21 protein-coding genes are annotated in these 23,632 nt (G+C 60.8%); 12 read left to right on the top strand and 9 right to left on the bottom strand.

Annotated elements, in window-relative coordinates; genetic code table 11:
* From DAAHT2_RS00535 to DAAHT2_RS00520, 4 genes are all read left to right on the top strand, one after another.
* Nucleotides 1–1,299, top strand: a complete 1,299-nt coding sequence (locus DAAHT2_RS00535; protein ID WP_013162344.1) for a phenylacetate--CoA ligase family protein — start codon at nucleotides 1–3, stop codon at nucleotides 1,297–1,299.
* 185 nt (nucleotides 1,300–1,484) lie between these two features.
* A complete protein-coding gene (locus DAAHT2_RS00530; RefSeq protein WP_013162343.1) occupies nucleotides 1,485–2,660 on the top strand; it encodes a pyridoxal phosphate-dependent aminotransferase in 1,176 nt (391 codons plus the stop codon).
* 6 nt (nucleotides 2,661–2,666) lie between these two features.
* A complete protein-coding gene (locus DAAHT2_RS00525; RefSeq protein WP_013162342.1) occupies nucleotides 2,667–3,869 on the top strand; it encodes an MFS transporter in 1,203 nt (400 codons plus the stop codon).
* 129 nt (nucleotides 3,870–3,998) lie between these two features.
* A complete protein-coding gene (locus DAAHT2_RS00520; RefSeq protein ID WP_218915025.1) occupies nucleotides 3,999–4,223 on the top strand; it encodes a DUF167 domain-containing protein in 225 nt (74 codons plus the stop codon).
* On the opposite strand, the gene DAAHT2_RS00515 is transcribed toward DAAHT2_RS00520, so the two are convergent.
* The 4 genes from DAAHT2_RS00515 to ettA all read right to left on the bottom strand — a co-directional run bounded on the left by DAAHT2_RS00515 (nucleotide 4,216) and on the right by ettA (nucleotide 9,896).
* Entirely contained in the window at nucleotides 4,216–5,028 is an 813-nt protein-coding gene (locus DAAHT2_RS00515; RefSeq protein WP_041718747.1) for an amidohydrolase family protein, read from the bottom strand. The genes DAAHT2_RS00520 and DAAHT2_RS00515 overlap by 8 nt on opposite strands.
* Before the next feature lie 119 nt (nucleotides 5,029–5,147).
* Entirely contained in the window at nucleotides 5,148–6,161 is a 1,014-nt protein-coding gene (locus DAAHT2_RS00510) for a diguanylate cyclase domain-containing protein (RefSeq protein WP_013162339.1), read from the bottom strand.
* Nucleotides 6,162–6,217: 56 nt separating this feature from the next.
* Entirely contained in the window at nucleotides 6,218–8,203 is a 1,986-nt protein-coding gene (locus DAAHT2_RS13600; RefSeq protein ID WP_013162338.1) for an ATP-binding protein, read from the bottom strand.
* A 4-nt stretch (nucleotides 8,204–8,207) separates the two neighbouring features.
* Complete coding sequence (gene ettA, locus DAAHT2_RS00500; protein ID WP_013162337.1) at nucleotides 8,208–9,896, bottom strand: energy-dependent translational throttle protein EttA; 1,689 nt, start codon at nucleotides 9,894–9,896, stop codon at nucleotides 8,208–8,210.
* Nucleotides 9,897–10,047: 151 nt separating this feature from the next.
* On the opposite strand from ettA, the gene DAAHT2_RS00495 reads away from it, so the two are divergent.
* A complete protein-coding gene (locus DAAHT2_RS00495) occupies nucleotides 10,048–11,445 on the top strand; it encodes a DEAD/DEAH box helicase (RefSeq protein WP_157861377.1) in 1,398 nt (465 codons plus the stop codon).
* 183 nt (nucleotides 11,446–11,628) lie between these two features.
* Here DAAHT2_RS00495 and DAAHT2_RS00490 read toward each other — a convergent pair whose 3' ends face one another.
* Nucleotides 11,629–12,174, bottom strand: a complete 546-nt coding sequence (locus DAAHT2_RS00490; protein ID WP_013162335.1) for a bactofilin family protein — start codon at nucleotides 12,172–12,174, stop codon at nucleotides 11,629–11,631.
* Between the two features lie 9 nt (nucleotides 12,175–12,183).
* Complete coding sequence (locus tag DAAHT2_RS00485; RefSeq protein ID WP_013162334.1) at nucleotides 12,184–13,086, bottom strand: M23 family metallopeptidase; 903 nt, start codon at nucleotides 13,084–13,086, stop codon at nucleotides 12,184–12,186.
* 205 nt (nucleotides 13,087–13,291) lie between these two features.
* Between DAAHT2_RS00485 and DAAHT2_RS00480 the strand changes: the two genes are divergently transcribed.
* The 4 genes from DAAHT2_RS00480 to DAAHT2_RS00465 all read left to right on the top strand — a co-directional run bounded on the left by DAAHT2_RS00480 (nucleotide 13,292) and on the right by DAAHT2_RS00465 (nucleotide 19,530).
* Complete coding sequence (locus DAAHT2_RS00480; protein WP_013162333.1) at nucleotides 13,292–13,735, top strand: Smr/MutS family protein; 444 nt, start codon at nucleotides 13,292–13,294, stop codon at nucleotides 13,733–13,735.
* Nucleotides 13,736–13,781: 46 nt separating this feature from the next.
* On the top strand, nucleotides 13,782–14,000 hold the full coding sequence (locus DAAHT2_RS00475) for a hypothetical protein (protein ID WP_013162332.1): 219 nt from the start codon (nucleotides 13,782–13,784) through the stop codon (nucleotides 13,998–14,000).
* A 101-nt stretch (nucleotides 14,001–14,101) separates the two neighbouring features.
* Nucleotides 14,102–16,828: a cation-transporting P-type ATPase gene (locus DAAHT2_RS15185; protein WP_013162331.1), complete on the top strand. Its 2,727-nt coding sequence runs from the start codon at nucleotides 14,102–14,104 to the stop codon at nucleotides 16,826–16,828.
* Nucleotides 16,825–19,530, top strand: a complete 2,706-nt coding sequence (locus DAAHT2_RS00465) for a cation-transporting P-type ATPase (protein ID WP_013162330.1) — start codon at nucleotides 16,825–16,827, stop codon at nucleotides 19,528–19,530. Before DAAHT2_RS15185 ends, DAAHT2_RS00465 begins: the two co-directional genes overlap by 4 nt.
* A gap of 42 nt (nucleotides 19,531–19,572) precedes the next feature.
* Here DAAHT2_RS00465 and DAAHT2_RS00460 read toward each other — a convergent pair whose 3' ends face one another.
* The 3 genes from DAAHT2_RS00460 to DAAHT2_RS00450 all read right to left on the bottom strand — a co-directional run bounded on the left by DAAHT2_RS00460 (nucleotide 19,573) and on the right by DAAHT2_RS00450 (nucleotide 21,058).
* On the bottom strand, nucleotides 19,573–20,049 hold the full coding sequence (locus DAAHT2_RS00460; RefSeq protein WP_013162329.1) for a hypothetical protein: 477 nt from the start codon (nucleotides 20,047–20,049) through the stop codon (nucleotides 19,573–19,575).
* A gap of 45 nt (nucleotides 20,050–20,094) precedes the next feature.
* Nucleotides 20,095–20,400 carry a P-II family nitrogen regulator gene (locus DAAHT2_RS00455; protein WP_013162328.1) on the bottom strand — a complete coding sequence of 102 codons (306 nt, stop codon included), beginning with the start codon at nucleotides 20,398–20,400 and terminating at the stop codon, nucleotides 20,095–20,097.
* 151 nt (nucleotides 20,401–20,551) lie between these two features.
* Complete coding sequence (locus DAAHT2_RS00450) at nucleotides 20,552–21,058, bottom strand: GNAT family N-acetyltransferase (RefSeq protein WP_013162327.1); 507 nt, start codon at nucleotides 21,056–21,058, stop codon at nucleotides 20,552–20,554.
* A gap of 259 nt (nucleotides 21,059–21,317) precedes the next feature.
* Here DAAHT2_RS00450 and DAAHT2_RS00445 point away from each other — a divergent pair, with 259 nt between their 5' ends.
* The 3 genes from DAAHT2_RS00445 (at nucleotide 21,318) to DAAHT2_RS00435 (ending at nucleotide 23,618) form a co-directional block, all read left to right on the top strand.
* Nucleotides 21,318–21,908 (top strand): hypothetical protein, encoded by a 591-nt coding sequence (locus tag DAAHT2_RS00445; protein WP_013162326.1) that lies wholly within the window; start codon nucleotides 21,318–21,320, stop codon nucleotides 21,906–21,908.
* Between the two features lie 157 nt (nucleotides 21,909–22,065).
* Nucleotides 22,066–22,455, top strand: coding sequence for an OB-fold nucleic acid binding domain-containing protein (locus DAAHT2_RS00440; protein ID WP_013162325.1), 390 nt, complete (start codon nucleotides 22,066–22,068; stop codon nucleotides 22,453–22,455).
* On the top strand, nucleotides 22,452–23,618 hold the full coding sequence (locus DAAHT2_RS00435) for an ABC transporter permease (RefSeq protein ID WP_013162324.1): 1,167 nt from the start codon (nucleotides 22,452–22,454) through the stop codon (nucleotides 23,616–23,618). The genes DAAHT2_RS00440 and DAAHT2_RS00435 overlap by 4 nt, the downstream gene beginning before the upstream one ends.
* Nucleotides 23,619–23,632 lie beyond the last annotated feature (14 nt).

The following is a 23,632-nucleotide window of genomic DNA, read 5'->3' as shown; positions in this document are numbered from 1 at the left end:
ATGTACTGGAATGAAGCCAAGGAGTGCATGAAGCGGGATGAACTGGAGCAATTGCAGCTTGAGCGGCTGCAGGCCACCCTGTTTCGGGTGGCCACCCATGTGCCGTTCTACCGCCAAAAGTTCAAGGAACTGAAAATCGACCCCGACGGTTTCCGCTCCCTGGATGAACTGCGCTCCCTGCCTTTTACCGTCAAGCAGGACCTGCGGGATAATTACCCCTACGGGCTGTTCGCCGTACCTTTGCGCGACGTGGTCCGGGTGCATTCATCTTCCGGCACCACCGGCCAGGCCACGGTGGTGGGTTATACCGGCAACGACATCAAAACCTGGTCCAGTCTCACCGCCCGGGTGCTCACCGCCGCCGGGGTGGGTAAGGACGACGTGGTCCAGATCGCCTTCGGCTACGGGCTTTTCACCGGCGGTTTCGGCCTGCACTACGGGGCCGAACTGGTGGGTGCTTCGGTAATTCCCATCTCCAGCGGCAACACCCGGCGGCAGCTCCGGATCATGCAGGATTTCCGCACCACCGCCCTGATCTGCACCCCCAGCTACGCCCTGCTGCTGGCCGACACCATCGAGGAGCTGGGGCTGCCGCTCAACGCCTTCTCGCTCAAATACGGGATGTTCGGGGCCGAACCCTGGAGCGAGGCCATGCGCCGGGAGATTGAAAGCAAGCTCAACATCATCGCCACCGACAACTACGGCCTGTCCGAGATCATGGGTCCGGGGGTGGCCGGCGAATGTCAGGAGCGTAGCGGCCTGCACATCAACGAAGACCACTTCCTGGTCGAGATCATCAACCCCGACACCCTGGAGCCGGTGGCCCCGGGCGAGATCGGGGAGCTGGTGATCACCACCCTCACCAAGGAAGCCTTTCCCCTGATCCGCTACCGCACCCGCGATTTGACCCGGCTCATCGAAGAGCCCTGCCCCTGCGGCCGCACCCTGCGCCGCATGGAACGGATCACCGGCCGCACCGACGACATGCTGATTGTCAAGGGGGTCAATGTCTACCCCTCGCAGATTGAAAACGTGCTCTTTGAAGTCGAGGGTACCAAGCCCCACTACCAGATCGTGGTGGAGCGGGAAGGCCGGGTGGACAAGATCACCGTGCTGGTGGAGGTGACCGAGGCCATCTTTTTCGATGAGATGCGCAAGCAGCGGGAGGTCATCGACACCATCAAAAACCGGCTGGCCTCGGAACTGGGTATCGGGGTAAACGTGCGCCTGGTGGAAGAAAAGAGCCTGGAACGCTCCGAGGGCAAGGCCCAGAGAATCATCGACAAACGCCAACTGTAACCGTCGGGCAGCACCCCGCCTTGCGGTAAGCGTTCAGCAGCACCGCATCTTCGGGCGATCAGCCCCGCTTGCGTACTGGTGTACGCGGCGCCGGGCTGCTTGCCGCAATCCGGGGCACTGCCCGACGGTTACAAGCTTGTACCAGGGTTTATATTCAACCGCTAACTCAATAGAGGATTACCCACATGGCTATTTCGCAGAAAATGATCGCCTTTGCCGAGCGTTCTTCCTGGATTCGCAAGATGTTCGAGGAAGGCGCCAAACTCAAGAGCATCCACGGCGCCGACAACGTCTTTGATTTCAGCCTGGGCAACCCGGATCTGCCTCCCCCGGCGCAATTTGCCACCACCCTGCAAAAAGTGGCGGCCGAAGCCGGGCCCGGTCGTCACAGCTACATGCCCAACGGCGGTTATCCTTTCGTGCGGGCCGCCCTGGCCGCACAAATCGGCAACGAACAGGGCATGACCCTGGGCGAGGAGGAAATCCTGATGACCGTGGGGGCCGCCGGTGGCCTCAATGTTATTTTGAAGGCCCTGCTGGACCCGGGCGATGAGGTGATCATCCTGGCGCCTTTCTTCGTGGAGTACAACTTCTACGTCGACAACCACGGCGGCACCGCCAAGGTGGTCAACACCCGGGAGGACTTCAGCCTGGATATCGCCGCCATCGAAGCGGCCATCGGTCCGAAAACCAAGGCCATCATCATCAACAGCCCCAACAACCCCACCGGCCAGATTTACAGCGCCGACGAGCTGGCCCGACTGGCCACCGTCCTGGAGGAAGCCGGGCAGCCCATTTACCTGATCGCCGACGAACCCTACCGCAAGATCGTCTTCGACGACCATGAGGTGCCCAGCATCTTCCAGGCTTATCGCCACAGCCTGGTGGTTTCCTCTTACTCCAAGGATCTCTCCCTGCCCGGCGAGCGCATCGGCTACATCGCCGTGCACCCGGAAATTGCCGATAAGGGGCCGCTGATGGGGGCCATGACCCTGGCCAACCGTATTTTGGGCTTTGTCAATGCCCCGGCCCTGATGCAGCGGGTGGTGGCCGAACTGCAGGGGGTAACGGTGGACACCGAAATTTACACCCGGCGGCGGGAGCTGTTTTGCAAGGTACTGCGGGAGGCCGGCTACCAGTTCGTGCCGCCCAAAGGCGCCTTTTACCTCTTTCCCAAGTCACCCCTGGCCGATGATGCCGAGTTCGTGGGGCTGCTGGCCGAAGAGAAGATTCTGGCCGTCCCGGGGCGGGGCTTCGGGATGCCGGGCTACTTCCGCCTGGCTTTCTGTGTGGAAGATGAGGTGATCAGCCGCGCCGCCGCTGGTTTCGCCGCCGCCCTGGCTGCCGCCCAGCAAAAGTAGAAGTAATTGATCCATTATGGCTGGTATATCGTCCTGGCGGGCACCTTTTGCGTGTTTGCCTGCCTGGGCCTGGCCCGCTTTGCCCTGGGGATGATCCTGCCCGGCATGGGCCAGGGCCTGGACTTGAGCTACAGCCAGATGGGGCTGGTGGGCACCATGAACTTCGTGGGCTACCTGGCCGCCGTGCTCTTCTGCGGTGCCCTGGCCGACCGGCTGGGCTATCGCCTGCTGATCACCCTGGCCCTGACCCTGATCGGGCTGACCATGATCCTGATCGGCTTCAGCAACTCGCTGGCCATCATTCTGCTGCTTTACATGCTCTGCGGCATGGGCAGCGGGGCGGCCAACGTGCCGGTCATGGGGCTGATCTCGCACTGGTTCCACCGCCGCCAGCGTGGCCGGGCCACCGGCTTCGTGGTGATCGGCAGCGGCTTTGCCATTTTACTTTCCGGCTGGCTGATCCCCCAGATCAACCGGCTGGCGGGCCCTGAGTTGGGCTGGCGGCTGAGCTGGCAGGTGCTGGGGTTGCTCGTTCTGGCCATCGCCCTGCTTTGCCTGGCGATCATGCGTAATTCCCCGCAGGAGAAAGGGTTGCGCCCCTACGGCGAACAGACCGGGGCCGACGGCCTGCCCAGGCCAGGCGACGAGAGCAACCGGATCACCCCTAAAATCATCGCCCACCTGGGCGCCATCTACTTCCTGTTTGGCTATACTTACGTAATTTACACCACCTTCATCGTCACCACCCTGATTAACGAGCACGGTTTCGCCCCCACCACCGCCGGTTATTTCTGGGCCGTGGTGGGGGTGCTGAGCCTGCTTTCCGGGCCGGTGTTCGGCACCATGTCCGACCGCATCGGCCGCAAAAAGACCCTGGCCCTGGTCTTTGCCATCCAGACCACCGCTTACCTGCTGGTGGCCGCCGGCCCGCCGCCGGCCCTGCTATTGCTTTCAGTCTGTCTATTCGGCCTGGTGGCCTGGTCCATTCCCTCCATCATCGCCGCCATGGTGGGCGATTACGCCGGGCCGCAGCAAGCGGCCCGCATCTTCGGCCTGGTCACCTTCATCTTTGCCATCGGCCAGATCGCCGGCCCGGCCATGGCCGGGATCATGGCGGAAAAAACCGGCAGCTTCGGCGGCAGCTTCCTGATGGCCGGGCTCTGCACCATCCTGGGGCTACTGCTGGCCCTGCGCCTGAAACCGGTGTAATCGTGCAGCAGCACCACATCTTCGGGCAAGCAGACGGGCTTGCGTACCGGGGTACGCGGCGCCCGGCTGCTTGCCCGAATCTGCGGCACTGCTGCACAATTACCAGGCTGCCGGGTAAAGTTAATGACCATGATTCTTCAAATTAAAGTGAAACCCAGGTCGCAAAGCTCATCGCTGACTCAAGAGGCCGACGGCAGCTGGCTGGCCAGGTTGAAGTCGCCCCCGGTGGAGGGCCGGGCCAACCGGGAGCTTATCGCCCTGGTGGCCGACCATTTCCGTTGCCGCAAGGCGGACGTCGAGATCAAGGCCGGCTCGTCGGGGCGCACCAAGTTGGTTAGGGTGGAGACTACTTGAGCAGCGTGGCGGGGAGCAGGCGGGCGGCGTTTTGCCAGAAAATTTTTTCTTCCAGCGCCGCCGGCAGGCCCAAGTTCTTGAGCTCTTTAATGACCTTTTTCTGATCGGCCCAGGGGGAGTCGGTGCCAAACAGGAGGTAGTCGGCGGGGTGGGCCAGGATGATGCGGCGAGCGTCGGCGGCGGGCAAGAGGTGCAGCACGTAGGAGAGATCCATGTAGATGGGCCGGCCGGCCAGGCTTGCCTCCACCTCCTCCCACTGTTCCCAGGCCCCCAGGTGGGTGGCGATGAATTTCAACTCCGGGCAGCGTTCCACCACCCGGATAATCCGCGCCGGGCTGGCGATGGGGTCGCGGGGAAAGGCGATATCAAAGCCGGTATGCATCACCAGGATCAACCCCTCGGCGGCGATCCGTTCATAAATAGGCCACATCCGCTCTTCATCAAGGGTGAACTGCTGGTAGTAGGGGTGCATCTTGATCCCGGCAAAACCCGCCGCCCGGATTTGGGAAATCCGGTTCACCGCCTCGGGATCGGCGGGATGGACGGAGGGAAAGGGGATGATCCGCTCCGAGGCGATACTTTGCGACCATTCCAGGATGGGGACGAACTGGGCCGGGCGGGTGGCAATGGAGCAGAGTACGCTTTGCGCGATCCCGGCCTCGTCCATCTTGGCCAGCAGGGATGAGAGCCGACCGTCATGACAGGCCTTCACCTCCCCTGCCACCTCCGCCTCCAGGGCCGGGATGGCCCGTACCGCCACCTGGTCGGGAAAGGCGTGGGTATGAAAATCGATGATCGGCGACATGGTCAAGCAACAACCGGCAAGGCACCGGGAGCAGAAACGGGGACGGGGGCGATGGCAAGGGCCGACAAGGTGATCTTCATGACCGGCAATATAACCCATTGGCCGAACTTTGCATCAATTCACTTGCGGGGAGCCTGATCCTCCGGTCCCGGGGGCAGCAGGGTTACCACCTGGTTGTTGCGAATCTGCTTGGCTTCGTACAGGGCCTTATCGGCGCAGTCCAGCAGCAGATTGGGATAGAGGCCGGGATGGGGCCGAACCGCGGAAATCCCGCAGGAAACGGTGAGGTGCTCGTTAACCGGCGACTGGGGGTGGAGAACGGCCAGCTCCCGAATCTTCTCGATGGCCCGCTGCACCACCAGTTGCGCGCCTTCCTGGTCGGAGCCGGAAAGCACAAAGACAAACTCCTCGCCGCCGAAACGGGCCACCAGATCGCCCGGCCGGCTGGCCACCTGCTGCAGGGCGGTGGCCACCTGCTTGAGGACTTCGTCACCCTGCAGATGACCGAATGAATCATTGTACAATTTGAAATAGTCGATATCAAAAAGACAAATGGCAATGGGCTGACCATCCCGCTGGCAGCGGCGCCATTCCCGATCCAGGAAGTCATCGAAGTTGCGACGATTGGCAATACCGGTCAGGCCGTCCACCAGGGCCATCCGCTGCAGGCGGCGATTGGCCTCTTCCAGGGCATTGGTCAAATCCCGGCGGCGATCCATCTCCCGCTTGAGCCGCAGGGCCGCTTTCACCCGGGCGCACAACTCCACCTGCTTGACCGGTTTCTGGATATAATCCGCCACCCCCAGATCGAAAACGGTGCGCAGGCTGTCGTCGGTATTGTCCGCCGTCACCATGATCACCGGGATATCCCGCAACTGCTCGTGGGACTTTAAACGGCGACAAAGCTCGATCCCGTCAATGTCGGGCATGACGATATCCAGCAGAATAAGATCAAGATCCAGGTTGTCCCGGGGAACTCCCACCCCTTCGGCATCCAGGCCAAAAAAGGTAAATGTGGCCGCAGCCCCGTCGGCTTCATGGATCTTGTCATAGCCGTTGGCACCCAGCATCCGGCGCAGAATCAGGCGACTCTCCAGTGCATCATCAACAATTAAGATAGAATTGGTGCCCATGCCAATACCTGATCCGCAGCCCAACATTTATCAATTTAAACTGATACTATTAAGAATTATTCCTTTATACCATGAAGCACCTCCACCTTGTCAAGGTAAAGGTTTAATTCCTCTAGATAAAAGTTTATTTTTTCGCCATCTTCCCCACCGGCCGCCTCTTCCATCGCCGCCCCCAGTTCACTGAGGCGGTTGAAACCGTAACCGCCCCCGGTGCCCTTGATGGTGTGGGCCAGATGGCACACTTTAGAGTAGTCCCGGCGGGACAGGGCCTTGCGCATCTGGGTCAGGTCATTTCTCACCCGGGCCAGATAGCCCGGCACCAAGTCGGCCAGCAAATCATCAAGCTGGCCAATCTCGGGCTGGTCCCCGGTGGCCGTTTCGGCAGCACCGATGTAGGTGCGGATCGTTCTGAGAAAATCATCCATCTTGATGGGTTTGACCATATGACCGTCACAACCGGCCTCCCGGCTTTTGCGGATATCATCCCGGAAGGCGTGAGCCGTTAAAGCCACAATGGGAATAGCTTCCCGCCCCTGTTCGGCCTCCCAGGCCCGCATGGCCCGAGCGGCGGCGTAGCCGTCCATGCCGGGCATCTGGATATCCAACAGGACCAGGTCATAGTGGCCTTGCTTAAATTTTACCACCGCCTCCTCGCCATTAACGGCGAGGTCCAGCAGGTAGGGAGTACCTTTAAGGTAAGCCTTGAACAGCAGGCGATTCTCCGGGGCATCCTCGGCCAGCAGCAGCCGCCGCGTAGCCGCGCCGGCCGTCGGCAGACCGGCGGCCGGCAGGGCTCCTTCCTGGCTGGTTTTGCCTGACGCACCAAGAATTGCGCCACGCCAGGGCAGGGGTATTTCCACCGTGAAACGGCTGCCCTCCCCTTCCCGGCTGGCCAGCCGGATAGTGCCGCCCATCATCTGCACCAGCTTGCGGGAAATGGCCAGCCCCAGACCGGTTCCGCCATAGCGGCGGCTGGTGGAAGAGTCCACCTGGGCAAAATCTTCAAACACCATCTCCTGCTTGTCCGGCGGGATACCGATCCCGGTATCACTAACCACAAAACCGAACCAGGTATTCTCCGCCGACTCCTCGGCCGGCCAACGCACCGCCTCCACCGTCACTTTGCCCCGCTCGGTGAACTTGATGGCGTTACCAATCAGGTTGACCAGGATCTGCCTTATCCGAGTGGCATCGCCAAGCACCAGGCAGGAACCTTGCCAGGAGAGGCGGCAGGTAAATTCCAGCCCTTTCTGATGCGCCCGCAGGGCCATAATTTCGCAGGTCTGACGCAGCAGGTGATCGAGATCGAACTCCATCACCTCAATTTCCAGCTTGCCGGCCTCGATTTTAGAGAGATCGAGAATACCGTTGATCAGATCCAGCAGGTTTTCACCGGCGGCCCGGGAGGCCCACACATACTGTCGCTGCTCGGCGCCCAGCGGGGTTTTGTCCAGCAGATCGGCCATGCCCAGAATAGTGGTCAGGGGAGTCCGAATTTCGTGGCTCATGCTGGCCAGAAATTCACTCTTGGCCTGGGAGGCCCGCTCGGCTTCCTCCTTGGCACTAAGCAGGTTGCGCTGAATCTCCCTTTCGCGAATGGTATCGCGAAAGACAAAGACACAGCCGATGATCCCGGAGAAACTGGCAATGGGCGCCACCGTGCAGGAGACCGGGTAGTTCTTTCCCTGGCGGGAACGCAGCACCAGCTCACCGCTGCAGTCGATGATCTCACCATCTTCCTGCACCCGCTGCAGGGGAGCTGTAAGCGGCCGCCCGCTGGCCTCGTCGACCAGATTCAGCACCTCCATCACCGGCCGGTTCAGGGCGTCCACCAGATCCCAGCCGGTCAACCTTTCGGCCACCGGGTTGAGAAAGGCCACCCGCCCCTGCTGGTCGGTGGCGATAACCCCGGCTCCGATGCTCTGCAAAATCGCAGAGAGGCGCCCTTCACTGTCCCGCAACCGCTCTTCGGCATCGAAGGCAACGGGACTACGGCCCAGCAGGGCGCGCCAGGCCATTTTAAACTTTTCGGCCAGGGCCATCCGTTCAGGCCCGGGTTAAATGGCGATACTTGATGCGATGGGGCTGGTCGGCATCGGCCCCCAAGCGCCGCCGGCGATCTTCTTCATACTCCGAGTAATTGCCATCGAACCAGACCACCTGGGAATCACCTTCGAAGGCCAGCATGTGGGTAGCGATCCGATCAAGAAACCAGCGGTCATGGCTGATCACCACCGCGCAACCGGCAAAGTTCTCCAGGGCCTCTTCGAGGGCCCGCAGGGTGTTGACGTCGAGATCGTTGGTGGGCTCGTCCAGCAGGATGACGTTGGCCCCACTTTTAAGCATCCGGGCCAGGTGGACCCGGTTGCGCTGGCCGCCGGACATCATCCCCACCTTGCGTTGCTGCTCACTGCCGGAGAAATTGAACCTGGCCACGTAAGCCCGGGAGTTGACCTCGCGGTTGCCCAGGGTGATGGTCTCCTGGCCCTCGGAAATGGCCTGCCAGATGGTATCCTCGGGGTTCAGGGCATCGCGGTGCTGGTCGACACTGGCCAGCTGCACCGACTCCCCCACCTTGATGGTGCCGGCATCGGGGGTCTCCTGGCCGTTGATCAGCTTGAAAAGGGTGGTCTTGCCGGCCCCGTTGGGGCCGATCACCCCGACAATGCCGCCGGGGGGCAGGGAAAAGGAGAGGTTGTCAAAAAGCAGTCGCTCGCCGAATGATTTGCTCAGCCCCTCGGCCTCGATTACCGTTTTCCCCAGGCGGGGGCCGGGGGGGATGTAGATTTCCAACTCCCGGCCCCGTTTTTCCCCCTCCTGGCCCAGCAGTTGTTCGTAGGCGTTGATCCGGGCCTTGGCCTTGGCGTGGCGACCTTTGGGGGTCATCCTGATCCACTCCAACTCGCGGGCCAGGGTCTTCCGGCGGTCGCTTTCCTGTTTTTCCTCCTGGGCCAGGCGTTTTTGCTTCTGCTCCAGCCAGGAGGAGTAGTTGCCCTTCCAGGGAATACCATGGCCCCGGTCCAGCTCCAAAATCCAGCCGGCGACATTGTCCAGAAAATAGCGGTCATGGGTCACCGCGATGATGGTACCGGCGTAACGCTGCAGGTGATGCTCCAGCCAGGCCACCGTTTCGGCATCGAGATGGTTGGTGGGCTCGTCCAGCAGCAGGATGTCCGGCTGCTGCAAGAGCAGGCGGCACAATGCAACCCGGCGTTTTTCCCCGCCGGAAAGCACGTTGATGGTGGTATCGCCGGGCGGGCAGCGCAGGGCGTCCATGGCCATCTCCAGGCGAGAGTCAAGATCCCAGGCATTGAGGGCATCGAGCTTCTCCTGTACCGCGGCCTGGCGGGCGATCAGTTTGTCCATGGCGTCGTCATCCATGGGTTCGGCGAACTTCATATTGATCTCGTTGAACTCGTTGACCAGGTCCACCGTTTCCTGAACCCCCTGCTCCACCACCTGGCGCACGGTTAGATTGCCGTCCAGTTGCGGCTCCTGCGCCAGATAACCCACCGTATACCCCGGCGAGATATGGGTCTCACCGTTGAACTCCTTATCCTCGCCGGCCAGAATGCGCAGCAGCGAGGATTTACCGGAGCCGTTCATGCCGATGACCCCGATTTTGGCCCCATAAAAATAAGAGAGGCTGATATCCTTGAGAATTGGCTGTTTGTCGTAAAACTTGCTTACCTTGATCATCGAGTAGATGATCTTGTCCGGTTCATGGTTGCTCATATCTCTATTCCCTTGGCAAATACTTTATGATAACTTTTCCCTCAAAACACAAAACGGGCATTCTAACCCTAATCACCCCTTTTTGGCAACCAGTAGCAGCGGCCGCACTAATCTCTTGAAATAAAACAAATATTGCTGCATGGTTAGCGGCATGATGAGCAATAAGCCACCGGCACCATCTCAGCAAATCCCACCGATTCTGACTGTGGACCACCAGGCCCGGCTCAGCGGGGGCAACGCCGGACTGCGCGCGCTGATCAAGCAGCGCTTGACCCTGGATAACCCCAAGTACCGCGATGCCCGCAAGTACAGCCGTTGGGTCGGCAAAAACCTGCCACCCAAGCTATATTTTTATCAGGAAAGCGGCGAAGCACTCATCTTTCCCCGCGGCTGGGCCAGGCAGGCGGTGCTGCTGTGCCGGCAGGAAATGGGACAGACCCCGGAAATCATTGACCGCCGCCGGGAAATCGCCCCGCAGGAGTTCGCTTTCCAGGGGGAGTTGCGCCCTTACCAGCACCAGGCCCGGGAGGCCATTTTAGGCCGGGACTTCGGGGTGCTGGAGGCCGGCACCGGTTCCGGCAAAACGGTGGTGGCCTGCGCGGTGATCGCCGCCCGTCAACAGCCCACCATTGTGCTGGTTCACACCAAAGAGCTGCTCTATCAGTGGTCCGAGAGGATCGGCGAATTTTTGGGACTTGAAGCCGGCCTGCTGGGCGACGGGCACCGCCGGCTCGAGCCCGTTACCGTGGCCATCGTCAACTCCGCCCGCCGAATGGCCCGGGAGTTGCCGCCGCTTTTCGGGCAACTCTGCGTCGACGAATGCCACCGGGTGCCCTCATCACTGTTTACCGAGGTGGTCACCGCCTTTGACTGCCGTTACATGCTGGGCCTGTCGGCCACTGCTTACCGCCGCGACGGCCTTACACCGCTGATCAACTTCTACCTGGGTGACCGGGTACACCGCATTGACACCGGCGATTTGCAGCGCAGCGGGGCGGTGCTCAAAGCCCGGCTGATCCAGCGCCCCACCGCCTTTCGCTACCTATATCGCGGCAACTACCAGGCACTGATGAAGGCCTTGACCGCCGACCAAAAGCGCAATCAGTTGATCGCCGAAGACATCGCCCGGGAAGCCCGGGCCACGGTCGGTGGCAACGGCGCGACGGAAACGGGCACCATCCTGGTGGTCAGCGACCGGGTCCGGCACTGCCAGGAACTGGCCCGTTTGCTGGAGCAGCGCGGGGTTGACTGCCAAATACTGACCGGGGCCACCCCGGCGGAGCAACGTAGCGAGCTGGTGGCGGCCATCCAGGAAGGCCGGGTCCGGGTGCTGATTTCCACCGTCCAACTGATCGGCGAAGGGTTTGACTGCCCGGGCCTGCGCTCGCTCTTCCTCACCACCCCCATCAAGTTTACCGGTCGCCTGCTCCAGGTGGTAGGCCGCATTCTCCGCCCGGCCGCCGGCAAACAGCCCACGGTTTACGATTATGTCGATCAGGTGGGGGTATTACAGTCTTCGGCCAACTCCCGGGCCCTGGCCTTACAATAACAAGGTAAGCGCCCCATGGGCGCTTACTCGGTCACCGATAATCGGCCGGGGGAAGATTAAAAGATAAAAAAAAAGGCCCGGCATCGGGAAGAAACCGGACCAAATATAGCTGCCAATAGCTGTCGGAGAACCAAACTTTAACGATATAAAAAAACTCAATAACCGGCGGTGCTTCGTGTTTACTTACCCGGCCACGGCAGCGGCCTCCTGCTTACCGGGCTTGTCCGGGGCGGAGCTGGACTCCTGCTGGCCGGATTTCCCCGCAGCCGCCACGGCGGCAGCGGCCTTTTTGGCTCCCGAGGCCCCGGAAGCCGCACCTTTAACCTGGGCATCCCACTCCTCCTTGGGAATGGAGGTGCCGGGCACCAGTCGCAATTCCTTGCTGCGGGACTTAACTTCGCCGTTCAGGGCGGCGCCGGACTCAACAGCCAAATCGGAAGCCTCGACCTTGCCGTTGATCACCCCCCGATTGGAAATCTGAAACTTCTTGGCATTAACATTACCATCCACCCGGCCGGAACAGACAAAGGTATTAACCTGCACATCGCCGTTAACCACCCCGTTTTCACCCAGAATCAGGTAATCACCCTGCACATTGCCCTTAACCCTGCCATCCAGCCGGAGCTTGCCCTTGAAGGAGACATCGCCCTCCATTTGCAACTCCTGCCCCAGGATACTGGTGACCGCCCCGGCTTCCAAATCATCCTTCTTCTTGCGCCAGAAAACCATGACTCCCCCTTAACGTACTTCCTGACCGCGAACCGAACCGCCGCTGGCGGAAACGGAACCATCCAGCACTGAGGCCACCCGGACAAACCGGTAAGGATCAATGGCTTCCCCATTGTACAGGATCGTGTAATGCAGATGCGGCCCGGTACTGCGACCGGTATTTCCCAGCCGGGCTATTTTCTGGCCGCGCTCCACCCTTTCTCCCGCCTTCACCAAACTGCGCTGCAAATGCAGGTAGCGGGTTGCAAAACCGTTGCCGTGATCAATAACCAGATAGTTGCCATTAAACCTGTTGTAATTACTGGTGGTAACTACCCCGGCGGCGGGCGCTTTGATTTTAGTCCCGACCCGGTTGTGGATATCAAGCCCGTCATGCATGGCCGGCTGCCTGGTGAAAGGATCGGTGCGGCGGCCAAACGGAGAGGTAAGAGTGCCGGGGACCGGGGTACCCAGGGGCATGGACTCCAGAAAGTTCAGGTAGTGATCGACCTTGAAGGTCAAATCATCGTAGGTGCCGTCATCAAGGCCGATAAAAGGGCCACCGGTGTTGCTCTCACCTTCACCGATCTCGATATCGATATCTACAGCGCTCAAGATCGATTCAATGGCTTCACTGCGTTTCCGCAACTCCTCCATGGCGGTGTCGAGCGTCTGCCGCTGCTGTTCTTCCTTGGCCGCCGCTCGAGCCAGCATCTGGCGATGTTTTTCTTTAACCGCCGCCAACTCATACTTAACGGCCGCACTTTTCGCCCGCAAGGTAATATTTTCCACCGCCGCCTGCCAGCCCACGGCGCTGATCACCAGCAAAGCGACAAACACCGTTCCCAAGGCCATAATACGCCGTTTTTTAATGGAAAAGGAGCGGGTTCTGCCATATTCACTGGTAACTATGAAATGCAGCTTCCTTCCCATACAAGCCCCCACACAAATTTAATAATTCTCCTGTTGACTGGAATAGCCAAGCGACGTCATAATAGCAGGAACTAACGCCCCGAACCATAAAAAAATGATGCTCTTTCCACCTTGTGATTATTTGTTCGGACTTTTTTTTACAAGGTCGCAATTATAACAAAATAACATGACATAGTTGCCGCGACCGGCAGCACTCATCAGCCTTATGAGCAACCGCAAAAACGACCTTGCAAACCCCAACATCTTCTCTCAATCTGCCACCTCGAAAAAGGGTTTTGGCTCGCTGGTCGACCAATACCTTGACGACCTGGAAAACGTGGCCAAAAGCGAAAAGCTCCCCCCAAAGCCCACACTGGAGCAAAAACTGCGGCGGTACCCGCCCCCCCAGGAAGAACTGGATCTGCACGGCCTGACCGCCCCGGAAGCGGAAAAGGCCGTCAAACGCTTCATAACCCATTGCCGGGAATTGCGCCTGGCCACTCTGCGCATCATCACCGGTAAAGGCCTGCACTCCCAAGGGGAGCCGGTGCTGCCGCCGGTGACCGAGGCCGCCCTGGCAACCCTGCAGGCAGAACAAAAAATAGCCGCCTTCCGCTGGGAGAAAAAGCGCCAGGGGCGGGGTGGCGCCCTGATCGTCTATCTACCCTGAAACCCTTTTGGGGTTGTCATTTAAAATGCAGGAGGTCAAACCGCTTATGCCAGGCCACCAGGTTATTTTTTTTACCCCCTATCCCTTTACCCCCGGACAGAAGATCCGCATCACCGCCGGACCCCGGCGGGGTGACTGGGAAGTTGCGGCCATCGATGAACAAAAGGTCACCCTGCGCTGTCCGGTTTCCGGACGACAATTCAGTTGGAACCATTTTTGTTACCAGAGCGAAAGCCGGATCAATGAGCCCTGGCCCATTACTTGAGACAGAACGCAGGGGAAGCCATCCCCGGGGGCTGTCAAGCCGGGCCAGGCACCGTAAGGAGGGAGGCCCTATGATGGCTTACGCAAGAGCCGGTATTGGCGATGAACACTGCAACAGATAGCAACTCCCACAACCGCATCTCCGCCCGCGACTGGCACGCCCGCTCCGGGGAGGAAGCCCTTACCCGCTGGCGCACCGAGCGCCAGGGATTGAGCGCCGACGAGGCCGCCCGGCGTCTTGCCCGCTACGGCCCCAACAGCCTGGCGCCGCCGGAAAAGACCGGGATGGTGCACCGTTTCCTGCGCCATTTCCACAACGTCCTGATTTACATTCTGCTGCTGGCGGCCCTGGGCACCGCTCTGCTGGGACACTGGGTCGACACCGGGGTAATCCTGGCGGTGGTGCTAATCAACACCCTCATCGGTTTTGTTCAGGAAGGCAAGGCGGAAAAGGCCCTGGATGCCATCCGCGACATGCTCTCGCCCATGGCCGTGGTGGTCCGCCATGGCCAGCGCCGGGAGGTGCCGGCCGGCGAGCTGGTGCCCGGCGATATTGTGCACCTGCAGGCGGGTGACCGGGTACCCGCCGATCTGCGCCTGCTGGAGGTGAAGAACCTGCGGATCGAAGAGGCGGCCCTCACCGGGGAATCGGTACCGGTGGACAAGGCGGTGGAACCGGTGGCAACGGACGCCGCTTTGGGCGATCGCTCCTGCATGGCCTTCTCCGGCACCCTGGTGGCCTTCGGGCGGGGAGTGGGGGTGGTGGTGGCCACCGGCGCTCACACCGAGATCGGCCAGATCTCCCGGATGCTTGGCGAGGTGCACAGCCTGCAAACCCCGCTGGTGCGCCAGATGGAGCAGTTCGGCCGCTGGCTGGCGCTGGTGATCATTACCATCTCCGCCGCCACCTTCGCCTTCGGCTACTGGGTGCAAAGTTATCCGCTGGATGAAATGTTTCTGGCAGCGGTCAGCCTGGCCGTCTCCACCATCCCCGAAGGCCTGCCCGCCATCATGACCATTGCCCTGGCCATCGGGGTACAGAAAATGGCCAAACGCAACGCCATTATCCGCCGCCTGCCGGCGGTGGAGACCCTGGGCTCGGTTTCCACCATCTGCTCGGACAAAACCGGCACCCTGACCCGCAACGAGATGACCGTCCGGACCGTGATCACCGCCGGGCAGCGTTTTGAAGTCACCGGGGTGGGCTATGACCCCCGCGGCGGTTTCCTGCTGGCCGGCAAGGACGTGGAGCCGGACGACCACCCGGTGCTTATAGAGAGCTTGCGGGCCGGGCTTTTGTGCAACGATGCGGTGCTCCATGAACGTGAGGGCGCCTGGGTCATGGAGGGTGACCCCACCGAGGGCGCACTGATCACTGCAGCCTGCAAGGCGGGGCTGGTCACCCACACCGAGCAGGAGCACCTGCCGCGCACCGACGTGATTCCGTTTGACTCGGATCATAAATTCATGGCCTCTTTGCACCATGATCATCAAGGACATGGCCGGGTGCTGCTCAAAGGGGCGCCGGAGCGGGTGCTGGAACTGTGCCGTCACCAGCGCACCGCTGACGGTGGCCATACCCCCCTCGACCCCGCCGCCTGGCAGCAATACATGGAAGAAACCGCCGCCCGGGGAGAACGGCTGCTGGCGGTGGCCACCCGCGAGATCGAGCCGGACCGGCGCGAACTGACCTACCGGGAAGTGGAAACCGGCGGTTTCACCCTGTTGGCGCTGCTGGGGATCATCGACCCGCCCCGGGAAGAGGCGGTCTATGCCGTCAGCCAGTGCCGCGAGGCGGGAATAGCGGTGAAGATGATCACCGGCGACCATCTGGTCACCGCGCGGGCCATCGGCGAGCAACTGGGCATGGGCAACGGCATCACCGCCATCGCCGGCCATGAGTTGGAAGGGATGGATGAGGCGGCCCTGCGGGAGGCCGCCCGGCGGGCCGGGGTTTTTGCCCGCACCACCCCGGAACACAAACTGCGCCTGGTGGAAGCGCTGCAAAAAGAGGGGCGCATCGTGGCCATGACCGGCGACGGAGTCAACGACGCCCCGGCCCTCAAACGGGCCGATGTGGGGGTCGCCATGGGCCGGAAAGGGACCGAGGCGGCCAAGGAGGCCGCCGAGATGGTGCTGGCCGACGACAATTTCGCCTCCATCGCCCACGCGGTGGAGGAAGGGCGCACGGTTTACGATAATATCCGCAAGGCCATCCTGCACACCCTGCCCACCAACGCCGGCCAGTCGCTGACCATCATCATGGCCATTATCATGGGTTACACCCTGCCGCTGACCCCGGTCCAGGTGCTGTGGGTCAACATGGTGACCTCGGTGACCCTGGCCATGGCGCTGGCCTTCGAGCCCGCCGAGCCGGGGGTGATGAAGCGCCCGCCCCGCTCCCCCGACGCACCGCTGATTTCCGGCTTTATGCTCTGGCGCATTCCTTTTGTGGCGCTGCTGCTGTGGGCCGGCACCTTCTGGCACTTTGTCTGGATGGAAGAGGTGGCCGGGGCCTCCCTGGAGCTGGCCCGCACCGTGGCCATCAACACCCTGGTGGCCGGCCAGGCCTTTTACCTGCTGAACCTGCGCCTGATTCACCAGCCGGTGCTGATCGGCCTGGAGGTCTTCCGCTCCCGGGCCATGTGGACCGCCATCGGGATATTGATTATCCTGCAGTTGACCTTTACCTTCGCCCCCTTTATGAACGCCCTGTTCGGCACCACCGCCATCCCCGCGGAGCACTGGTGGCGGATTTTACTTTTCGGCCTGCTGGTGTTTATAATCGTTGAAGCTGAAAAAATCATGATCAAGAGATTGCTCCCATGAACCCCTCACCCCCCGACACGCCCTGGCACAGCCAGGACACGCAGCAAGTACTGACCAGCCTGGAAGTCTCCGACCGTGGCCTCGGCGCCGACGAGGCCCGGCAGCGGCTGGAACGCTTCGGCCCCAACCGCCTGCCCCAACCGGAGCGGACCGGGCCGCTCAAGCGTTTCCTGCTCCAGTTCCACAATGTACTGATCTATATCCTCATCGCCGCGGCCGCGGGCACCGCCTTTTTGCAGCACTGGGTGGACACCGGGGTGATCCTGGGGGTGGTGCTGATCAACGCCGTCATCGGCTTCATCCAGGAAGGCAAGGCGGAACAGGCCCTGGACGCCATCCGCAACATGCTCTCGCCCAAGGCCATGGCCCTGCGCGACGGGCAGCGGCGCACCGTGCCCGCCGAAGAGTTGGTCCCCGGCGACATTGTTTACCTGCAGGCCGGAGACCGGGTGCCCGCCGATCTGCGCCTGCTGCGCACCCATAACATGCGAATTGACGAAGCGGTGCTCACCGGCGAATCGGTGGCCGTTGATAAAAAAACCGAGCCGGTGGAGGAAGCGGCCGATCTGGGCGACCGGACCGGCATGGCCTTCTACGGCACCCTGGTGGCCTTCGGCCAGGGGCGGGGCGTGGTGGTGACCACCGGGGCCGACACCCAGATCGGGCGAATTTCCACCATGCTGGGCGAGGTGGAAACCCTGACCACGCCGCTGCTGCGCGACATCGCGATCTTCGGGCGCTGGTTGTCGGTGGTCATTATCGCCTTGGCCGGCTTTACTTTCGCCTTCGGCTACTGGCTGCGCGACTATGATTTGATGGAGACTTTCCTGGCCGCGGTCAGCCTGGCCGTGGCGGCCATCCCCGAAGGTCTGCCGGCCATCATGACCATCACCCTGGCCATCGGGGTGCAGCGCATGGCGGCGCGCAACGCCATCATTCGCCGCCTGCCGGCGGTGGAAACCCTGGGCTCGGTGACCACCATCTGCTCGGACAAAACCGGCACCCTGACCCGCAACGAGATGACCGTGAAAAGCATGGTCACCGCCGACCAAACCTTCGAGATCGGCGGCGTGGGCTACGAGCCCCACGGCGGCTTTGCTCTGGACGGCCAGGACATCAACCCCGATGAGCAACCGGTGCTGGCCGAGGCCCTGCGCGGCATCCTGCTGTGCAACGACGCGGAGCTGCAACAGCAGGAGGGGCAATGGAAACTGGAGGGCGACCCCACCGAAGGTTCCCTGGTCACCGCCGCCCTCAAGGCCGGGCTTAACCAGAAGCAGCTCAATGAATTCTTTCCCCGGGATGACGTGATTCCCTTTGAGTCCTCCTACAAATTCATGGCCACCCTGCACCATCACCATGAAAACCAGCACCGATTTCTTTATCTTAAAGGCGCCCCCGAGCGGGTGCTGGCGGTCTGCGCCCAGGAGCGCACCAGCGACGGCGACCGGGAGATCGACCAGGACCGCTGGCAGCAGCAGATGGAGACCATCGCCGCCAGGGGGCAGCGCTTGCTGGCCGTGGCCACCAAGGAGGTCGAGACGGACCATAACGCCCTGGAGTTTTCCGACATTGAAGACGGCGGCCTGACCATGCTGGCGCTGTGCGGCATCATCGACCCGCCCCGGGACGAGGCCATTGAAGCGGTCCAGCAGTGCCGGGAGGCGGGGATCGACGTGAAGATGATCACCGGCGACCACGGCGTGACCGCCAAAGCCATCGCCGAAGAGCTGAATATCCAGACCGCGGGAGGGGTGGTCACCGGCCAGCAACTGGAGCAGACCTCCGATGAGGAAATGGTGCAAATGGTGCGCGAGGTGGATGTTTTCGCCCGGGCCACCCCGGAGCACAAGCTGCGCCTGGTGCGGGCCATCCAGGCCAACCGGCAGGTGGTGGCCATGACCGGCGACGGGGTCAATGACGCCCCGGCCCTGAAACGCGCCGACGTGGGCATCGCCATGGGCATCAAGGGGACCGAGGCCACCAAGGAGGTGGCGGAAATGGTGCTGGCCGACGACAACTTCGCCTCCATCGCCCATGCCGTGGAAGAAGGGCGCACGGTCTACGACAACCTGCGCAAGGCGATTCTCTTCCTGCTGCCCACCAACGGCGGCCAGGCCTTCACCATTGTCGCCGCCATTATGCTGGGCCTGACCCTGCCGCTGACCCCGGTGCAGGTGCTGTGGGTGAACATGGTCACCGCCGTCACCCTGGCCCTGGCCCTGGCCTTCGAGCCCACCGAGCCCGGCGTTATGAAACGCCCCCCGCGCCCGCCGGAAACCCCGATTATCACCGGCTTTTTGATCTGGCGGGTGGTTTTTGTCTCCGCTTTGCTGGTGGCCGGCACTTTCGGCCATTTTCTGTGGATGGAGCGGCAGGAGGTGGCGGTGGAGGTCGCCCGCACCGTGGCCATCAACACCCTGGTGATGGGCCAGCTTTTTTACCTGTTCAACAGCCGTTACATTCTGGAGCCGGTATGCAACCGCGAGGGGTTGCTGGGCAGCCGGCCGGTGCTGATCGCCATTGGGGTTCTGATCGTCCTGCAGGGACTTTTCACCTACGCCCCGCCGGCCCAGTTCCTCTTCGGTACCGCCCCCATCGGGCTTGAAGACTGGGGCCGCATCCTGGCCTTTGGTCTCCTGCTCTTCGTGCTGGTGGAGGTGGAAAAGGCCCTGTTCAAAAGCCGGCAGACGAGACTTTGATGGGCTGAAAAATGATTAAACCAAAGACCCCGCTCAGCGCTTTCAAATGCCGTAGTAGGCTGCCAGGAAAACAACAAAAGCGGAAAGTCCGGCAAGCATCAGCAGCGGCACCAGGGAGGCCTTAACCGGATAGTTGAAATCGGCGATGTGCAGGCTGAAAGCGGCACTGCCGGCGATCAGGATGGGTAAAGCGGCGATCAGGCCCAGCATGGCCCAGAGATTAACCCCGAGATCGAACCAGAACAAAACCGCCGCCAACGACACCAGGCAGACCAGAATGGTACTCAAAAAGAAGAAGAGCCTGGCCAGGGAATACATCAGGGAATAAAGCCCCAACCCCTCGAAGGTGCGCGTAATGCCGGGCAGGCAAAGGGCCACCAGCACCCCGGCAGCCTGCAGCGGGTAGTTATGCGCCACGATGAACTGCTCCAGCAATTCCAGCAGCGGGGCAAAGTCCAACCCGTAGACAAACCGGGCGGCTACCCAGATCAGTGTAAAAAAAGAAAGAATTTTCAGCATCCGCGCTTCAACTCCGCCGGTGATGCGGCAGGGCCTTGGTGTTTTTTATAAAAAGCCCACGGCGCGATCGAGTTTATGCAAAAAAGCGAATCCCCGCCCCTTTTCTTCCAACTTGGCGGCCTTGACCACCGCATTGAACACCGCATCGGTTTCCTCGATCCGGGTCACAATCAAGATAATCTCTTTTTCCGGCCGAATGAAGCGACCGGCCAAACCAAGCTGCTGGCGTATCCCGGTTCCGCGGCCATAATAGATGGTGGCACCTTCGGCCCCGGCCTTAATGGCTGCGGCCACGACCTTATCGGCATCTCCACGCTGGACGATACAGGTGATCAGATTGGGATTGGACACGTCTCTCTCGCTGGCTTTGGGTTAGCTTAAAAAAAAATGTCTGCCGCTTGGGCCACCGCCATCTGACGGCAAAACAACGACCACCCGGGTAGTATCGGTTTACGCACCGGCAAAGTCAAGCAAAAAAGCCGCAACCCCGGTAACATCAATTTTATTTGACGCTGTGGAATTTTTCCACCGGCAAGGTGTAGCGGGTTTCGGTGGCCAGCCTTTCCGCTTTACGGAACCCCGCCTTCTTAAACACCTTTTTCGAGCGCTGATTTTCCCGGTGAATGGTGGCCACCACCCGCTCCTTGCGCCATTCAAAAAAGGCGTACCGAGCCGCCTGAAAGATGGCCTGACGCCCGTAACCCTGGCTCCAGCAGCGCCGTTCACCAATCACCACCACCACCTCCGCCTGCTCTCTTTTGGGTACCAGCCGAACAAAACCAATGGGGCCCCGGGATGGCAAGGTGACCAGAAAAAAACTGCCGTTACGATTAAAGTGAGGCGAATAAATAGGCAGTTGTGAGCTGGATAGCAGGTTTTTCAACTCACCGTCGATGTTCTGATCTTCATTGAGGTATTCGGTGACCTCCCGGTCAGCCATCCAGTCGGCCATTTTTTCCACATCCTGCCGGTAAACCTCGCGCCGCAACTCCACGCCCTCCTGCTTCACGACTCAACTCCCTGTTTGTTGTACTTTTTAATGTTTCCTTTGACTTTATGCTGCCACCCAAACGGCGGTAAAAACCGGACAGGGTAAAGGTTACCCCAACCCTTGTCAAGGGGGGGTAGTCAACGTAAAACTTGCAACTTGCCCGGCCATCACTTAGGTTTCGCCCGTTGTCAAGGTTACCCCTCGTCCTTCGGTTTGAGGGATACGCATGCCACCAGCTTTTTAGCTGCAAGGTTTAATGCCTAAAAAAGGTCGCTTGATGAAAAATCATATCCAGGAACTGCTGGAGAGAATCAAAGCTCTTGAGCAGGAACTTACCGAAGAAATTCAGCGCAAGGAAAAGGAATTCGCCTACCAGATCAAAAACCGCAAGGTGATCTTCTCCAGCGAAGCCAAGCGGCGCCACCGGCAGTTGATGCAATCGGTCCGGCGGTTCCTGTATGAATCAAGGTTGCTGGTGATCATCACTGCACCGGTAATCTGGGCCTGCCTGCTGCCGGCGGTGCTGCTCGATATTTTCATCACTATTTACCACGCCGTCTGCTTTCCCATTTACGGCATCCCCAAGGTGCGGCGGCGGGATTACATTGTCATCGACCGCCACGCTTTGCGCTATCTCAACATCATTGAAAAGCTCAACTGTGCTTACTGCGGCTACGTCAACGGCCTGATCGCCTACACCCGCGAGATCGCCGCCCGCACCGAACAGTACTGGTGCCCCATCAAACATGCCCGCCGCACGGCAGCCATCCATGGCCGTTATCACAAATTTGTGGAATATGGCGACGCAGAAGGCTACCGCCGCAGACTGGCAGAAATTCGCCGCGATTTTGAAGATCTTAAAGCATAAAGCCGTTTTTCCGGCTTACCACAATGTACAACCTTTTTTTAAGGAACAATTCTGTTTACATTCTGTCTTCCACTAGGTATCTCAAGTCCCCCAACAGCTTTTTTAGCAGCCGGCTCACAACCGGGTAACTAATATGGAAAATATGGAGAACCAGCACATGAAAAGAGTCAACAAAACGACCAGGCGGCCCTGGGTCCCGATGCTTCTGGCCCTGCTGTTTATGGGCCTGCTGCTGAGCGGCTGCGGCAAGGAAACCTACGGTGAAGGGGTCGACCCCAGCGCCCCCCGGGTGGCGGTACAGGATATCTTTCTGCAGCCACAGTTGCTGAACCAGAAAGTCACCGTGCAGGGAACGGTTTACACCCAGTGCGAGTCCAACGGCTGCTGGTTTGTCCTCCGGGATGAAACCGCCCAGATCTATATCGATCTTTCCACCAACAACTTCGAGTTGCCGCCCATGCCCGGCCGCCGGGTAATGGCCACCGGCACCGTGACCACTTTCCAGAACAACCTGCTGTTGATTGCCCAAGGGGTGGAAACCATATGAGCGGCATGCTGAAACTTTCGGTCCAGAACCTGCTGCGACATCGCACCCGCAGCTTTTTGACCATGCTGGGGATTGCCGCCGCCGTGGGGGTGCTCTTTTCGGTTTTTTCCTTCAACCGCGGCTTTGACCAGGGCCTGGCCCGGGAGCTGCAGGCCACCGGGCTGCACTTCATGGTGGTGCCGGTGGGCTGCGCCCATGAGGTGGCGGCCCTGGTGCTGCACGGCGCGGTGGTGCCCAAGTATCTCGATGCCGGGGTCATTGATGATGTCCGCAAAATCGACGGGGTGGAGCTGGCCACCCCGATCCTGGTGGCCCAGTTGCCCAACCCGGACCGGCACCGCATTGATCTGATCTACGGGGTGGAAATGGAAGTACTGCGGGAGATCAAGCCCGACTGGCGGATCAGCGGCGAAATTCCCACCGCCCCCAACGAACTGCTGCTGGGCTACGATGTGGCCGAACATGCCGGGCTGCGCCTGGGGGATGAATTCCGTTATCCCGCCGTGGATGAAACCTTCATCGTCACCGGCATCCTCGAGCGGACCAACAGCCAGGACGACGCTTTTGTCTATCTCGACATCGGCACCGCCCAACGGCTGATGGACAACCCCGACGGCGCCACCGCCATCGGGGTCAAGGTGAGCGCTCCCGAGCGGATGGGCAGTATCATTAACCAACTGGAAGAGGAGATGCCCGGCATCCAGATTGTCACCATGAGCCAGGTGATGAACTCGGTGGCCAACGTGGCCGCCTCGGCCAAGTCGCTGAGCCTGGCCATTGCCCTGGTGGCGCTGGTGATCGGGGCGGTGGGGGTGATGAACTCGATCCTCATGGCGGTGTTCGAGCGTTCCCAGGAAATCGGCATGATGCGGGCCATCGGGGCCTCCCGCTGGAACGTGTTCCAGATTATCCTCAAGGAAACCACCATTCTCACCATTGTCGGCGGCGCGGCGGGGATCGCCATTGCCACCGTGGGGGCGCAACTGATTGAAAATTACGTGCGCCGGATCATGCCCTACGTGCCCGGCGGCGACATGCTGAGTTTCGACCCGACCCTGGCCCTGGCCTGCGTGGGTTTTGCCCTGGTGGTGGGCCTGGTCGCCGGGCTCTATCCGGCCTGGAAGGCCTCCCGCATCAACCCCATTGAAGCCATTAAGAGCTAGCCCAGCTTTAAGGA

Origin of the sequence: Desulfurivibrio alkaliphilus AHT 2, assembly GCF_000092205.1 — a bacterium.
In the GTDB taxonomy this organism is placed as follows: Bacteria; Desulfobacterota; Desulfobulbia; order Desulfobulbales; family Desulfurivibrionaceae; genus Desulfurivibrio; species Desulfurivibrio alkaliphilus.
Note: the sequence above shows the minus strand (reverse complement) of the source record. Positions and strands in the feature narration are given on the sequence as shown.